Here is a 14,954-nt window from a genome sequence, read left to right as displayed (position 1 = left end):
TTTATTCTGTATGGAAAATAATTATGAATATTGAACAATTAAGTAATGCCTTACGCTGGATTAAATCTCAACGTTGGACTTTATTATTTACTCTTTCACTTTTTACCTTCTCTACTAACCTTATGGCTGCTGAAAATATTGAAGCGTTAGCTGCACATGACGCATCTGGTGTTTTTGGTTTTCTATTTTCTTATATCGCTCACAATCCTTTTGTGTTTCTTTTCTTAAGTATTGCCATTGGCTATCCGTTAGGAAAAGTAACAATTAAGGGGATTAATTTAGGCTCAACGGCTGGGACCTTGGTTGTTGGGGTTGCTATCGCATTAACCGCTTTCTCTGTTTATGGTTTGCATATCGATGCACCGGGTTTGGTGTCTGATATCTTCCTAATGATGTTCATGTACGCAATAGGTATGAAAGTTGGACCTCAATTCTTCTCTGGTTTAGCAAGAGGTGGGTTGGATTTTGTCGTTATTGGCTTAATTGTTGTGTTCAGTAACTTCATTATCGTTTTCTTTGGCGCTAAATTATTGGATTTAGCTCCAGGTTATGCCGCAGGGATTATCTCGGGTAGTTACACGGTAACTGCGGTGATGGGGGTAGCTCAATCAGCGATTGATTCTGGAGCCGTTAAAGCACCTGCTGGAATGACGCTTGATCAGATCAGTGCCAATATCGCTGCGGGTTATGCCATTAGCTATATTTTATCTAGCGTATTTATTATCTTACTTATTAAATATCTTCCTGCCATGTTTGGTGTCGATCCGGTTAAAGCCGGTAAAGATGCAGAGGCAGAATTTGGTGCTGGTGGCGATACAGAAGCACTACCGAGTACCAATGGGTTCTCTAATTTAGGGGTTCTTCCGCTAGATATTCGAGCTTATCGTGTTGATCATCAAGAGTTGGTCGGCCAAAGTGTTGAAGCGCTATTTCACCGTTATCCTCACGCTGCAATTCTTAAAGTGGTTCGTGGTGATGAAGTCATTGATTCTGCGGATAACCCACAGCTACAGCTTGGTGATATTATCGGTATTCGCGGTGATTATCATGTCTTAATCGAAGGTGGCGAATCCACGGTTGGTGTTGAAGTTGATGAACCAAGAGCACGTAATGTAGATATAGAAGTGGCTGATATTCATCTAGGTAAATCAGAATATACAGGCAAAACAATTGAAGCTATAAGTAAAGATGTTGGCTTTGGTATCTATATGAAATCTTTATTTAGACAAGGGCATCAGTTACCTATGTTACCTCAGACTGTGGTTGAGGTAGGGGATGTTATTCGTGTTGCAGGTTCTGATTGGTGTGTTCAGCAAACCGCGAAGAAACTGAACAGTAATCCAATCGTTGAAAGTACACTGACAGAAACCTTCTACTTAGCACTTTCTCTATTGATTGGTTATGTATGTGGTCACTTTAGCGTCACGCTAGGTGGGATCCCATTTGCCTTAGGTACATCTGCAGGTTGTATGTTAACGGGGATTATATTCTCATTCTTACGCACTCGTAATCCAGCATTTGGTGGGCCTATGAGTGAAGGGGCGCGTAGCTTCTTACAAGATATTGGTTTGAGTTTGTTTGTTGCGGTATTAGCTGCGACAGTAGGACCTAAAATATTGGCATCATTCCAAGGTATTGTGGTTATTAAAATCGCAGGCCTAGGTTTAGTGGCGGCGTTACTTCCACCGTTGCTTGCTTGGATCTACGGTTTCTATTTCAGAAAAATGAACCCTGCAATTCTCGCTGGTGCTTGTGCGGGTGGACGTAATAGTACTCCTGCAATGAAAGGGGCTCAGGATGAATGTCAGAGTGATATGCCTGCGGTAGGCTACCCTGTTCCTTATGCGTTAACATCTATGATTGTTCTCGTATTAGGTTATCTGACAATGGTCTTATATTAGCAGGTAATAAGTATTACAAGTGTTTGATGATTACAGTCAAGGCCGTTTCGTTAAACAAAAAAAGCCATAGTGATGTTCATCATTATGGCTTTTATACTCTTCTTTTCTTTCTCTTTTTTGGTCTTTTTTTCTCGAGTACCTTAATGAGTAGTTCCATTTGAGGTTCTGAGATCGGGCATCTATTCATCAATTGATTTTGCGCATTTAAAAGGAGTGTTTTTTCCCATGCTTTAAAGACATCGAATTCAAGTAAAATAGCATCATTGATTTTGATAAAAAGGTCGTAATTTTTCATAGGCTCCCTCATATTTGATGCCAACACTATCACAGTTGACTTGGTAATACTGAGTTAACCTTGTAATGCATTAAAGAAACTGTCTATTTATGGTACTAGAGATTTTTCGAGTACTGAATATTAGTAATGTATTCATTTTACATACATGTTTGCTACGTACTCATCTTCGGCCCAATACATTCGCTCTGCAACTTTGGCTTCTGAATTTAGTGTTACACCACGGAGCACTCTTTCTTTAAATTTCATATAGCCACCTTTGTCGATAAGGTGACCCATGTGCAGGTATTTTGGAGTTCCTTTTAACATATCTTTCTCGAATTCAAATAAGTTTTCAATTACGTCATGAATAACCTCTTCAGTTACCCAATTTAAGAATTGTTTACCAACACGAGGTGTTTTCTTTGAGGTTCGTCCGCCAATGGACTGATAACCCGCCTCTAAATCTTCTACTTCGACGCCACAAATGTCTTGAGTAATGTCCTTAATGAATGGTTTAAGAGCTTTATTTACTGCGGGAATATCTTCGTAGCGAATACCGGGCATTGCTAATTTTTGGCGAGTGGTTAAGTGTATAATACCATTACCCCATTTTTCTGCGATCTCTTGCGCGGTTGAAAGTAAATATGCAGGCATGATCCCGCCAGGAATTCGCACGCTTATCATACATTCACCACGCACTTTCGATAAACGATAATCGCCATCAGCACGAAGTTTAATAATATCTACATCTAGATTCATAACTATTCTCCTAATCTATCATTGCTTGTGCTTCATCGTATTGAAATACAGGTCCATCAATACAAACGTACTTATCACCTATTCGACAGTGACCACATTTACCCACGGCACACGCCATTCGACGCTCGTAATCCACCCAAATTTGACCTTCGCTTAACCCGCGCTTTTGGAATGCTTGAACAACAAATTTAATCATTATGGGGGGGCCAACTACAATGAGTTGAACATCTTTTATATTAGAAAGATCCAAGGAATCGATATACTTCGTTACCAATCCTGCTTGATAAAATGGATTTTCAGACGCTTCATCTAATGTGCAAATAAGATTTATTGATTCATCCCAATGCTTCATTTCTTCTTTATAAAGCACAGCTTTGTCATTTTTAAACCCTACGACAATATCCATAAATTTCGTTAATAGTGGTTGTTTACAGAAGTGGCTAATTAAACCTTTAACAGGGGCAACACCGGTACCACCAGCAAACACAATCAGATGTTTGTGGTGGTATTTTTCTAATGGGTAGCCATTACCATGAGCGCCACGCATCCAAACAGAGTCGCCTTCTTTTAAGGAAAATAGCTCATTGGTTACTTTGCCCACTTTGCGAATAAGAAGATCGATATAACCTTCACCAAAATCAGATACTGAGATAGGAGCTTCACCAAATAAAGGCAATGACAGTTCCACAAACTGCCCATAAGTGACATAAAAATCGCACTCGACACGATAGTTCCATTCAATGTCGGTATGTTTAGTGATTTCGAGGATCTTATAGGCTTGTGGGAGTAATTTATTTTCACATTTACACATGAGCGACTTCCTTCTCTAAAGTTAACTCTATTTGGCTAGTCATTTTTCTGATAATACTACTGAATGAAATATAATGAGGACATCGGTCATCACATCGACCACAGCCAACACACATATGATGCTCGCCTTGGCGCGACTTGAAATCATTAACTTTATGTAATGCTCTATAGCGTAATCTTTCACCGGTTTTGTCTCGGAATTTGTGACCTCCAGCCATGTCGGTGAAATGTCCTGTCATGCAACTGGCATGTTGGCGGCGGCGTTCACCAACTTTTGCTTCTTGGTTGTAAATCACATCAAATACACTGTAGCAGCTGCATGTTGGGCATGAGGTTGTGCAACGGCCACAATGCACCGACTGTCGTATTCATCCCACATTGGATTTTCGGTAAGAATTTGACGTACTTTAATAGGATCAGAGCAAACTTGATCTGGCGTTTTTAATTTGATGTTATTTTCGGAAACAAAGCTTGTTTTTCTGTATGAATCGATGCCTAGGTGAGTAAAGTAATCAGTAAGATCTTCATCTTGAAAAACAACATCAGCCCCGTTGTCACTAAATTTGAAAGAAGCAGAAAAGTTTTGTGTGGTATTTGTATTCATCGACACACAAAAGCAATTTTCAAAGCTAGTTTCACATTCAATCAAAACTAGTTTTAATTTTGCTCGCAGTCGTTTGTAGTAAAAATCCTCATTGCCACCATTTTTTAAAAACATGTGATCTAAGCTTTTTAGCGCATTAATATCACAAGTGCGAAGGAATAAAATGACAGGACGAGGATCTACTTTGGATTCTCTTAGTTCGTTACCATCTAACCAAAATAGAGTTTCAGTGATGGGGAAGACGACTTCTTTGGGTGAGAAGTGTGATTTATCTTTCCACACTAACTCACTGAATGTATCTAACTCATCGTAGATAAGGTTATCGTCATGAGCGAATCGTCCGCCCATGCGCTCATATACTGGTGACATTATTCGGTGTGTTTTCTTTAGTGATGAAATGACACGATCTAATTCTTCGTTCGTTACGTATTTAGACATACAGCCCTCTGAATTTTTATAAAAGATAGTTTTAGATTACTTTCATTAAGCCATTTAATGGGCTCGCTCATTAGGAAACCATTCAATAGCTTTGGATAAATTCACTACTTGTCCTACAACAATAATGGCAGGCATTAGTGGCTTACAGACTTCAACGGTTTCAGCTAATAGTCCAAGCTCACAGGTAATAATACTTTGGTTGCTTCGGGTACCATTGCTGATGATAGCGGTAGGGGTATTAGCAGACATGCCATTGTTAATAAGGTTTTTTGAGATGATATCTGACTTGTGTAATCCCATGTAGAACACAATCGTATGCTTTAACTGCACTAATCCTCGCCAGTGAATATGATCGGAATTGAATTGATCTCGACCGGTTACTATCGTTACTCCACTGGAAATACCGCGATGCGTAGTAGGTATACCTGCATAACTGCAACAGCCTATAGCAGCTGTGATACCGGGGATAACCTCAAATGAAATACCAAGTTCTTGTAACGCAATAGCTTCTTCTCCGCCACGTCCAAACACAAATGGATCACCGCCTTTAAGCCGACAAACGGATTTTCCTATTTGAATATGTTTGATTATTTCGTCGTTGATTTCTGATTGACAGTGGCACTCAGTGTTAAAGGTTTTGCCAACATAGACAAGTTCAGAGCAAGGAGGGATCAGATCTAGAATTTCTTGGGAGACCAGATTGTCGTAGATGACAACATCTACGTAGGCGATAATCCGAGCTGCTTTTACAGTTAACAATTCAGGATCACCAGTTCCTGCTCCAACGATGTAGGCATGGCCCTTATTGTTATACTGGGATTTTATTGTCATATCATTACTCAAATTGTGGGTATTTAAGAATAGTAAACAATAAAGTCGTTTAGCTAAATTGAGTAATGCTTAATATATGTTAATAAAAAATTAACGATAGTAACTACCTAATAATTAAGATAATAAGGGTTTTTTATATTAAAGCTAATCTACTTTCTTCTTTTTAGGATCAATTATTTAGCGTGAAAGTTCGAGTGTTGAAAAAGAACAGGTTTTTTTAATGGCTAAGGGCGTGCGATAATCGCGTTATTAAATATTTATCGTAAGTGACGTTATATGATGGGCGAACATTATTCGATCAGTAAAAACAGTTTTGATGTTTTTCGTTTTTCTAAAAGAGAAGTCGATAAAATTGCGTTAGTTACTGAGGGGGGCGGTCAAAGAGGTGTATTTACGGCCGGTGTTCTTGATAGCTTCTTACAGGCTAACTTTAATCCATTTGATTTATTGATTGGTACCTCTGCAGGCTCACTGAATTTAGCGTCTTATATTTGTGGGCATAAAGGGCACGCTTATCGCATCATTGACCAAGTGACTCGCAGTCCTGATTTTTTCAAATTATCTCGCTTCTTATTGACTGGAGAAGGGATGGATTTGGATTGGTTGATTGATAAAACTGAAGCTGATATTCCCTTAAATTGGAAAGTTGGAGAAACGCATCTAACGACCAAACAAGTTCTTGCTGTTGCGGCTCATGCAACCAACTTTGAAACCAAGTATTTTGATCTTTCAACCAGTAACTGGAAAGATATCCTTCGTGCATCTTGCGCTATTCCTGCGTTACATAAACAGCCCGTTATAATGGAAGAAAAGCGCTGGCTTGATGGTGGGTTAACCACGCCTATTCCAGTACAAGCGGCGTATGATCGAGGTTTTCGCCATATTGTTGTTATTCGCACTGTCCCTGTCGATTTTACCGAAAATCATGACTGGTTAATCTCTCTTGCTAAGATGACAAAGAACAGTACATTGGATCATATGGCAGCAATGCTCGTGACTCATGAAGAGAACTACCGTAAGACCCAAGCGTTTTTAGCGAACCCACCAGATGATGTCATCATTTATGAAATATCACCGAATAGAAGTCTTCAATCTAAAGTGCTTGGCAGTACGAAAAAACAATTAGATGCGGATTATCATCATGGTAAAGACGTGGGTAAACTATTTCTTGAGACCATTGCGCCAAAGCTGAACTTAGCACATTTATCACAAGAACGTTTTTTAGTGAAAACACGTGAAGATCGTTTTACGGATGAAGTGAAACAGCAAGAATACAATGATCAAATTGATGCTATTTGGAATAATAAAAAGTGTGGCGAAGTTTTAGGTGTCGAGCGTATTCCATTAAAGTGGATTAATGTTAACCCTAACGATAAAAAGCAAACACTGGTTATTGTGAATGGTCGTAATGAAAGTTATTGGAAATATAAAGAAGTGATTCTTGAGTTAAGTCAGTATTTCAATATTTATGCTTATGATCACCGCGGCCAAGGTGAATCGGGACGAATGACACAAGATCATGAATTAGGCCATGTGGATGACTTTCATGATTATGTTATGGATCTTTATATTTTTATGGAGAGAGTCGTGAGGCCAGATCTTGAGGGCGAATGTTTTATGCTTTCTCACTCAATGGGGGCAGCAGTAATGACTCAGTACTTATCGACGTTCGATCATCCGGTGAAAGCATCGACTGCTACTTCTCCTATGTTTGGTGTATACATATCAGGAAAAGCTCACGGTTTAAAAAAGCAGACCTTAAATTTATTGGATGTGTTAGCAAGTAAACCAAATTATGCATTAGGCCAAAGCCACTTTAAAAAAGTTCGATATAAAGACAATGTATTAACTCACAGTGAAGTTAGATACAAAATGTTTGTTGATCTATTTTTAGATAAACCAAATTTAAGATTAGGTGGGCCGAGCACTCATTGGATAACCGAATCTATTAAAGCTGGGAAAAAATGCATCGCGAATGCGCATAAAGTAAAAATTCCAATATTGATCCTTCAAGCTGGGGACGATTTGGTGGTGAGTAATGTTGCACAAGCTGAATTCCATGAGAAGTGCCATACAAGCCATTTAGAACCCATTGCAGGTGCTTATCATGACATGTTAATTGAAAAAGATACCTACCGAGATATAGCGATTAATAAGTTACTGGATTTTTATACTAGTGATTATCGTTATTATTGATAAAAAAGCCTTCTAGTTTTATAAACTAGAAGGCTTTTATTTGTTACCTAGATCTTATTTCACATCTTCAAAGTTTAATTAATTGGTTATTTCACACAGTCGATTTTTTCAAATTCACCCGGAACCCAAGAACCATCAAATAAGCTTTGTTGAGGTCCATAAAAGCGGATCAGAGAGAACCAGCTGTCGTTATCAAATTGCAACCAGTTGTATTTGGCTAATTGAGCATTCTCTGGTGCAGTTGGACCAAAGAATAACGTGACAGACTCATCGTTGTTTTTAACTGGCTGATCGCGATCACCTAATGACGGCCATTGATGATTTTCAACATTAACACCTGCTGCAGTTGCAGCATCGTAAGCAGTGACCGACCAGAATAAACTAGCAGGTACATCTGTCGGAATACGTAAAGAGTAATTACAAGAGCCAATTAACGGATTAAGATCTTTGTCCTTATATGCGCCAGCGTATTTAGCACCTGCACCAACCTTCGCATTAATCATTCCTGTAGACATTGAATAATGGTTTGTGTACATGTGAGTGATGGCATCGACATTAGTGTAACCAGTTTTTATATTGTGATAATAAGGATCTGATAACGCATGATATTGATTACCTTTGTCAGTTAAAGCATGAGCTACCCATGATGGTGCTTCTTTCCAAAACCAAGTGTCGCCAGTGGTTTTACTTGATTTCTCATCAAAGTTAAGGGCAATTTCTTTACTTATTTTCCAACCGGTTTGAGCGGCTTTTGTTAGCGTCTCTTTTTGATCTTCAGTTGGTGTAAATTCAACGCCTTTACTGATCCCAATGGCCGCCATGACGCCATTCATGTATGAGTCAAACGTAGCCAGTTCCATATTTTGAACGGCTCTGTCTAATGTTTCATAGAATCGATAATCGTTATCCCAAATGGATTTAGAAGGAACATCAGATACATTAAAGAATTCCATTGATTCAGCATGGCCATTTAATGGATAAACTTTGATTTCTTTTACTCGACTAACTGCTGGTTCAAGGTTATTCATATCTTTAAAGAAAGAGCGCAAGAATAAGAATACTTCAGAGGTATTTGACTCATAAATAAAGTACTTACCTGCAAGCTGTGCATAATCTTCACGTTTTTTATTTGGCGGCAAGATTAAAAACTTAGCTGCTTTGCCTTTATCTGGGCCGGCATTTCCAATATCCCCTAAATATTGTCCACCAGGTTGATTCTTATCTAATGGACCACGTAATGGATGGTGATACATATCATCCATAAGTGATTGTAATCCAGCGGGATGTTCTATGACCAAAGGACCTGTGTCTTTCATATCAAGCCAGCCCATTGCATAAATTACATCTGAATTTGGTGTTGTTATTAATGTATTTGGTTTCAAACGATCTTGATAAATGGCAATTTTGTTGTAGGCGGTACCATTCATTAATTCGGCGTGACCTTCTTGCATCGCTTTCATATTCACAATTGGAAGAGCCCATTGATAAAGCATGGATGCTCGTTGAAAATAGCTTTCTTGTTGTAATATCTCTTGACTTTTTTCGGTAGGAAATCCGCCATTCATTTCTAGATTAGCTAATTCTGAATACCTATCAGAAGTAGAAGAAACTGCATCAGGAGAAGCACTCGCAGCTGCATTACATGTGATTGTGATAAGTGACAAAGCAAGTAATGTTTTTTTCATAGGGACTCCAAGAAAATGTGATGAAGAAAGTTTTTCGTTCAACTGGGTTCTATTTTTATCCATTTTTGATAACTTGAATAATGAATTGAAAGGATAAGAGATATATCATTTAGTCATTGTTGATTATGTGATCAAAAATAGGGCAGAGAATGAAGAATAAAATTCATCAATTAGATCTTAATTTACTAAAGGTGTTTACGGTTTTATTAGACGTTCGTAATACACGAAAAGCATCTGAACGCTTGTTTTTAAGTCAACCCGGTGTCAGTAGGGCGCTTGCACGATTAAGAGATTTTTTTGAAGATGAATTGTTTATACGAAGTCATTATGGATTAACACCAACCCCTAAAGCACTAGAAATTGGGGACAATATTAGGCCTGCGATGGCAACGCTTTTCGCAGCTTTAGAACCATTAGATGAATTTGATAGTTCGGTGTTAGAGGGAAGAATTAATATTGCAATGAATGGTTTTATTGCACCGTCTATTGCCTCTAGTTTATGCGGCATTATTTTAGAGAAAGCACCGAATGTTGAAGTTGTTTTTTCTAATTGGGACAGAGCAACGCCTGAAAATATTCTTCATGATCAAATACAGCTAGGCTTAAATTATTTTCCGCTAGAAATATCAAAACAACTTTCTCAATCGGTACTAGCAACGGATCGCTTTGTATTAATAGGACGTAAAGATCATCCATTAATTACGGGTAAAGAAAGTTTTGAAAATACCATTCAATTAGATATAGCAACACTGGTTATACCAAATTGGAATGAGCACAAAGCGTATGTAGTTAATTCACTGAAGTCATTAAATAAAGAGTGTCGTATTAGGTTGAGAAGCAGCTACCTTGATGTGATTTTAAACTCAGTACAAAGAACTGATATGCTGTTTCCTTGCTCTGAATCTTTAGCGAATACGTTAGGTGATGATTTTCAAAAGCTGCCTTTACCTGAAGAGATTGTTCAACCAGGAGGAGACATAGGGCTTGTTGTCGCGAGTAAAAACCGCCGTACTCCTTTAATTAAGTGGTTGAAGGAATGTACGCACGAAGCGATTGCAGAAATGGAAATGATAAAAAAATAGCATTTGCTGTTAAGTGCTACTCTCTTGTTTGAACGGATTTCATGAGTAATTGATAAAGGTATTTTGCAGCGGGTCCTGTTTTTGCACCTTTTGGAAGCGTGAGGTGTAAGGGGACTTGGTAGGTGGTTGAATTTTCTATATCCAAAATAATCATATTTCTATCGTTATGAAGTTCAATAATATGTAATGGAAGACGACAATATCCTAACCCTTGTCTGGTGGCTTGCCATGCATGGTCAAAATTATCTACGGTAATGCGCTGGTTTGATTTTAGCCAACCCACATTTTGTTTATTCTCTAAGCCCAAATCTCGAATGACAATTTGGCAGCTGGTTGTAAGATCGGCCAAACAAGGGGCTGAATATGAAGCTAATGGATGGTGTTTAGCAACAACAGGATACATCTCAACCATGCCAAAAGCCTCGCAAGGGTGATTGGTAATCGGCAAAGTAATAATAGAAATATCGGCACTTTCAGAAGTTACCATGTTGGTTGTTTTAGAGAGTGAGGTTTCAATGACTTGAACAGAAGTCGTGCTGTTGTCTTTAAGAAATTCGGACATGGCGGAATATAACCATGAACGATCACATAGGTGATCTATCGCGACGGTGATTTCAGCTTCAATACCTTGAGATAGCTGTGTGCTGATCTCTTCAAGCGCTTTGGCCTGTTCAAGCATTGACTGTGCTCTGCGTAATAATGACTTACCATCATCTGTTAATACCGCTCTACGCCCCTCAACTTTAAGCAATGAAACTCCAAGTTGGTCTTCCAGTTTTTTTACGGCATAAATAAGTGTGGTATGGCTTTTATTTAGTGCGATAGCGGCTGCTTGAATACTGCCAGCCTTGTCTATTTCAAACAAAGTTAACCATTGAGCTAGCGTTGTTTTTAATCTCATATGTCTAAAATACTCACAGTTATACGCAGTTTTATGAACTTTTCTGTTTAATTTTTATAGGTATTATAGCACTTATCGCAAGGGAGAAGACACGCTAAGTGCTATTCCTAATTGCTTAATTAGTTGGAGATAAAGATGAGTAAATTATTGCAAGTTGATTTTGATTTTACAGGCCCATTTGGTGATGAAATGACAGCTATGATGACAGGTTTAGCTGAGTCTATTAACCAAGAACCAGGTGTTATTTGGAAGATTTGGACGACAAGTGAGCAATCTCAACTTGGCGGAGGTATTTATTTGTTTGAAGACGAAGCCTCTGCTCAAGCTTATTTAACAATGCATACTGCGCGTTTAACTAGTATGGGGATCACTAATATCCGAGGTTATATTTTTGATATTAACGAATCGTTATCAATGATTAATAACGGCCCAATCGCATAATTTAATTGGATATATAGAATAATGACTAACAAAACTTTCTTAACTGTTCATGGTGCAATTTATAGCGTATTTGCTTTGGCTTTGTTTTTTGGTCCGCATTTAATGTGGCCAATGTATGGTGTTGAGCTTAATGATCAATACGCTGTATTTTTATCTCAGCATACGAGCATTTTCCTTGGTGGGATTGCTGCGATAAGTCTATTACTGCGTGATATTGACTCAAACCCTATTGCAAAAAAGCTGTTACTTGCTTTATTGATTACCAATAGTTTAGGTGTAGTGATCACCCTATATGCAGGGGTAATCGGAATATTTGTTGGCTTTGGTTGGAGCGATCCTGCTTTCTTTACTCTGCTCTCTATTCTGACGTACTTACAGTTTAGAAAAATATAGTCATTAATAAAAAGCCCTGCTGAATACTATCAGTAGGGCTTTTATGCTATTTCTAATATTAGAACTTGTAATTGAGACCTACAGTAACAATGTATTCTGATTCGTCATAAAATGTAATGTTTGAATCAGTTGAGCTGTAACCTGCAAAAGAGATGAACGACCAATCTTGCCAATCCATGAATTTAGTGTATTCGTAAGCAGCAAATAAGCTCAGCTTATCGTCTTTACGTGTTTTTCCATAAATAGGACTATCTGCACCGAAGTTTCGTTGATTGTAGCCAGCGGTTAATACTAGTTGGTGTCTTTCCATTATTTTAAAGAAACTGACTTCAGCACCGTATTGATCGTAAGAGCTTGCTTTGCCGTCCGCAGATGAAGATTGGTAAATAACAGAAGGTAGGACGAATGAAGTGCGACTTAATGGTAAACGATATTGACCTTTTAAATAGATTGTATCTGCGTCTCTTTTTAATTCATCGTATTGAACATCATCATTCTCAATGTCTTTAGTTGCATAAGCACTATCAACAGTGAAATTTGACCCTGCGATATTTTCGACTTTAAAACGAAATGCATTGCCTGATGCATCTGTTTCTTTACGAGCTGAGCCAACCAAATATGGGTTTGCCCATGTTTTGCTAGACATAATGGTTGGTAGAATAGAAACATCTATCGCCATTCTTGATTCAAATTGATACTTATAACCGACCTCAAGAACAACAGTACCTGTTGCTACATCTTGACGAGTTGTACCGGCATACACTTGCTGGTTTAACTCTTCGCTAAAGGTATAGGCAATATTCCCAAGGGGAAAAGCCATAAAACCGTTATCGCTAGAGCCTTTCTGGTGCACAGAGGTAATTGTATCTTCACCTTCGGTATTAAAATTGGATGTTGAAGAGACAAACCCTGTGGTTAATGCAATTTCACCACTAATACCTTCTTTATCTGCAAGTTGAGCCATTGCCGAAGGTGTAATTACGCATAAAATGAATGAGAAATTACGTAGATTCATAAAAGGCCATTCCTTGAGTTATTATTTAATTAACTATATTGAAACAGTAACGTATAAATATCAACAAGGAAGTGGTATTTAGAAGTTATAAACTCTGTTTATATTGCTTCGGCGTTGCGGCAACCATATTTTTAAAGTTGCGATGGAAATGACTTTGGTCGGTGAAACCGAGATCAGTGGCAATAGAAGCGATATTTTCACCTTCTTTTAGTAAGGCTTTTGCTTTATTTATTCGCATTACTATTTGGTAAGCGTGAGGGGTAATACCATATTGCTTTTTGAACGAATGAATAAGGTAATAATCACTTAAGCCAGAAGTTTCAGCAATCTCAGAAATAGAAATATTTTTATCAAAATTATCTGAAATATAGTGATAGGCACACTCAATGGCTTTTTTCGATATAATATCAAGGGAAGGGTTATCACTGCCTTTTAGAATTAACTCAGAGAAAAAATTAATCGCAGTTTGTTCAACTTTGATTGCAGATTCATCTTCTATTAGAGTTTTAGCCAGTGATTGAAATCCTCGATATAAGAAAGGGCAATCACTGTGTGTCATTTGAATTGGTTGAAACTCTTGGTGGCTTCCATTCGATATTTGAGATTGGAGATCAGCAATCCATTCTGGTTCAACATAGAGCATTTTGTAGCTCCAGTTCGTGCTTTTTTGTGGATTGCATGAATGGACTTCTTCCGGATTCACGATAACGGTAGAACCCGGTCGAATGGTTTGTTTTATATTTTGATTTACATACTCACTAATCCCACTATCTACTACACCAATCGAAAACTCTGGGTGAGTGTGTTTTTTATAGCAAGCGTTTGAATTATCGGCATATCGTAATTCAAACGGAAGAACAGATGATCTTAAAAAGTGAGGATTTGAATTAGCCAACGTAACGTCCATTTATTATTTTGATATAAAGAATACATACACTACTGTCAGTGCAAGCAAGCCCCCCATCGCTCGATTAAAAACCTTATAGTGAATAGGGTGCTCAAGGTATTTACCTATGGTTAAGCCTAACAGAGCCCAAATTGATATACAGCAGTAACATACGATAAAAAATATCACACTAAATGCACCGAGGTCTTCGAGAGGAATCACACCGTTACTAGAAAATACGGTGACACCAGACAAAGATACAATCCAAGCTTTTGGGTTCAACCATTGACACAATAAGCCTTGTAACATGGTTGGTGCATCATCTTTTTTATTTTTATCTTGCTCAGTTCTTTCGCTTGTCGCTACTTTATAAGCCAAATAAAGTAGGAAGGCACTGCCAAGATAATTTAAGACAAGTGTTGCTGTATGTGAATCATCAAAGGCTTGTATTAGCCCTAACCCCAATATAATCAGGATAGACACAAAACCCACAGTTGCACCAAAAATATGTGGAATAGTTCTGGTATAGCCATGATTAGCTCCAGTAACGGTTGCCAGTATATTCACCGGACCTGGAGAGAGAGAGGTTACCAAGGCGAACATCGCCATAGCTAAAAATAGAGTCATGCGTGTGTCTTTTTTTGGGGGGAATTTATGCCAAATAGAATAAGCGTTCAGAATATGTTAGTTATTGTACAAAATTGTTTTTTTTACATTTAACTAACACTTCTCAAAGGA

The 14,954-nt window shown here is 38.1% G+C and carries 15 protein-coding genes; 5 read left to right on the top strand and 10 right to left on the bottom strand.

Annotation, left to right across the window (positions count from 1 at the left end; genetic code table 11):
• Positions 1-23: 23 nt before the first annotated feature.
• Entirely contained in the window at positions 24-1,901 is a 1,878-nt protein-coding gene (locus ED622_RS14480) for an aspartate:alanine exchanger family transporter (protein ID WP_122035210.1), read from the top strand.
• 427 nt (positions 1,902-2,328) lie between these two features.
• On the opposite strand, the gene ED622_RS14470 is transcribed toward ED622_RS14480, so the two are convergent.
• Genes ED622_RS14470 through cobA form a run of 5 tightly spaced genes read right to left on the bottom strand, consistent with a single transcriptional unit; the run spans position 2,329 to position 5,617 of the window.
• Positions 2,329-2,934, bottom strand: a complete 606-nt coding sequence (locus tag ED622_RS14470) for a hypothetical protein (RefSeq protein WP_122035208.1) — start codon at positions 2,932-2,934, stop codon at positions 2,329-2,331.
• Positions 2,935-2,944: 10 nt separating this feature from the next.
• The gene (asrB, locus tag ED622_RS14465; protein WP_122035206.1) at positions 2,945-3,745 is read right to left on the bottom strand and encodes an anaerobic sulfite reductase subunit AsrB; all 801 of its coding nucleotides are present in this window, start codon (positions 3,743-3,745) and stop codon (positions 2,945-2,947) included.
• Positions 3,738-4,040 carry a 4Fe-4S dicluster domain-containing protein gene (locus ED622_RS20055; RefSeq protein ID WP_254052640.1) on the bottom strand — a complete coding sequence of 101 codons (303 nt, stop codon included), beginning with the start codon at positions 4,038-4,040 and terminating at the stop codon, positions 3,738-3,740. The genes asrB and ED622_RS20055 overlap by 8 nt, the downstream gene beginning before the upstream one ends.
• Positions 4,037-4,786 carry a hypothetical protein gene (locus tag ED622_RS14460; RefSeq protein WP_254052639.1) on the bottom strand — a complete coding sequence of 250 codons (750 nt, stop codon included), beginning with the start codon at positions 4,784-4,786 and terminating at the stop codon, positions 4,037-4,039. The genes ED622_RS20055 and ED622_RS14460 overlap by 4 nt, the downstream gene beginning before the upstream one ends.
• 54 nt (positions 4,787-4,840) lie before the next feature.
• Positions 4,841-5,617, bottom strand: a complete 777-nt coding sequence (gene cobA / locus ED622_RS14455; protein WP_122035203.1) for a uroporphyrinogen-III C-methyltransferase — start codon at positions 5,615-5,617, stop codon at positions 4,841-4,843.
• Positions 5,618-5,893: 276 nt separating this feature from the next.
• Between cobA and ED622_RS14450 the strand changes: the two genes are divergently transcribed.
• Positions 5,894-7,813 carry an alpha/beta fold hydrolase gene (locus ED622_RS14450; protein ID WP_254052638.1) on the top strand — a complete coding sequence of 640 codons (1,920 nt, stop codon included), beginning with the start codon at positions 5,894-5,896 and terminating at the stop codon, positions 7,811-7,813.
• 86 nt (positions 7,814-7,899) lie between these two features.
• Here ED622_RS14450 and ED622_RS14445 read toward each other — a convergent pair whose 3' ends face one another.
• Entirely contained in the window at positions 7,900-9,498 is a 1,599-nt protein-coding gene (locus tag ED622_RS14445) for a DUF1214 domain-containing protein (protein WP_122035201.1), read from the bottom strand.
• A gap of 149 nt (positions 9,499-9,647) precedes the next feature.
• Here ED622_RS14445 and ED622_RS14440 point away from each other — a divergent pair, with 149 nt between their 5' ends.
• The gene (locus ED622_RS14440; RefSeq protein WP_122035199.1) at positions 9,648-10,580 is read left to right on the top strand and encodes a LysR family transcriptional regulator; all 933 of its coding nucleotides are present in this window, start codon (positions 9,648-9,650) and stop codon (positions 10,578-10,580) included.
• A gap of 16 nt (positions 10,581-10,596) precedes the next feature.
• On the opposite strand, the gene ED622_RS14435 is transcribed toward ED622_RS14440, so the two are convergent.
• Entirely contained in the window at positions 10,597-11,481 is an 885-nt protein-coding gene (locus ED622_RS14435) for a LysR family transcriptional regulator (protein ID WP_122035197.1), read from the bottom strand.
• Positions 11,482-11,616: 135 nt separating this feature from the next.
• Here ED622_RS14435 and ED622_RS14430 point away from each other — a divergent pair, with 135 nt between their 5' ends.
• The gene (locus ED622_RS14430; RefSeq protein ID WP_122035195.1) at positions 11,617-11,922 is read left to right on the top strand and encodes a monooxygenase; all 306 of its coding nucleotides are present in this window, start codon (positions 11,617-11,619) and stop codon (positions 11,920-11,922) included.
• A gap of 21 nt (positions 11,923-11,943) precedes the next feature.
• Positions 11,944-12,315, top strand: coding sequence for a hypothetical protein (locus ED622_RS14425; protein WP_122035193.1), 372 nt, complete (start codon positions 11,944-11,946; stop codon positions 12,313-12,315).
• 58 nt (positions 12,316-12,373) lie between these two features.
• Here ED622_RS14425 and ED622_RS14420 read toward each other — a convergent pair whose 3' ends face one another.
• The 3 genes from ED622_RS14420 to ED622_RS14410 all read right to left on the bottom strand — a co-directional run bounded on the left by ED622_RS14420 (position 12,374) and on the right by ED622_RS14410 (position 14,843).
• Positions 12,374-13,330: a DUF2860 domain-containing protein gene (locus ED622_RS14420; RefSeq protein WP_122035191.1), complete on the bottom strand. Its 957-nt coding sequence runs from the start codon at positions 13,328-13,330 to the stop codon at positions 12,374-12,376.
• Between the two features lie 85 nt (positions 13,331-13,415).
• Positions 13,416-14,225, bottom strand: coding sequence for a helix-turn-helix domain-containing protein (locus tag ED622_RS14415; RefSeq protein WP_254052637.1), 810 nt, complete (start codon positions 14,223-14,225; stop codon positions 13,416-13,418).
• A 15-nt stretch (positions 14,226-14,240) separates the two neighbouring features.
• Positions 14,241-14,843, bottom strand: a complete 603-nt coding sequence (locus tag ED622_RS14410; RefSeq protein ID WP_122035187.1) for a LysE family translocator — start codon at positions 14,841-14,843, stop codon at positions 14,241-14,243.
• Between the last annotated feature and the right edge of the window lie 111 nt (positions 14,844-14,954).

The sequence above is a fragment of the Aliivibrio sp. EL58 genome (genome assembly GCF_900312675.1).
GTDB lineage: Bacteria > Pseudomonadota > Gammaproteobacteria > Enterobacterales > Vibrionaceae > Aliivibrio.
The sequence above is the reverse complement of the archived record's forward strand: the minus strand, read 5'-3'. Positions and strand labels throughout refer to the sequence as shown.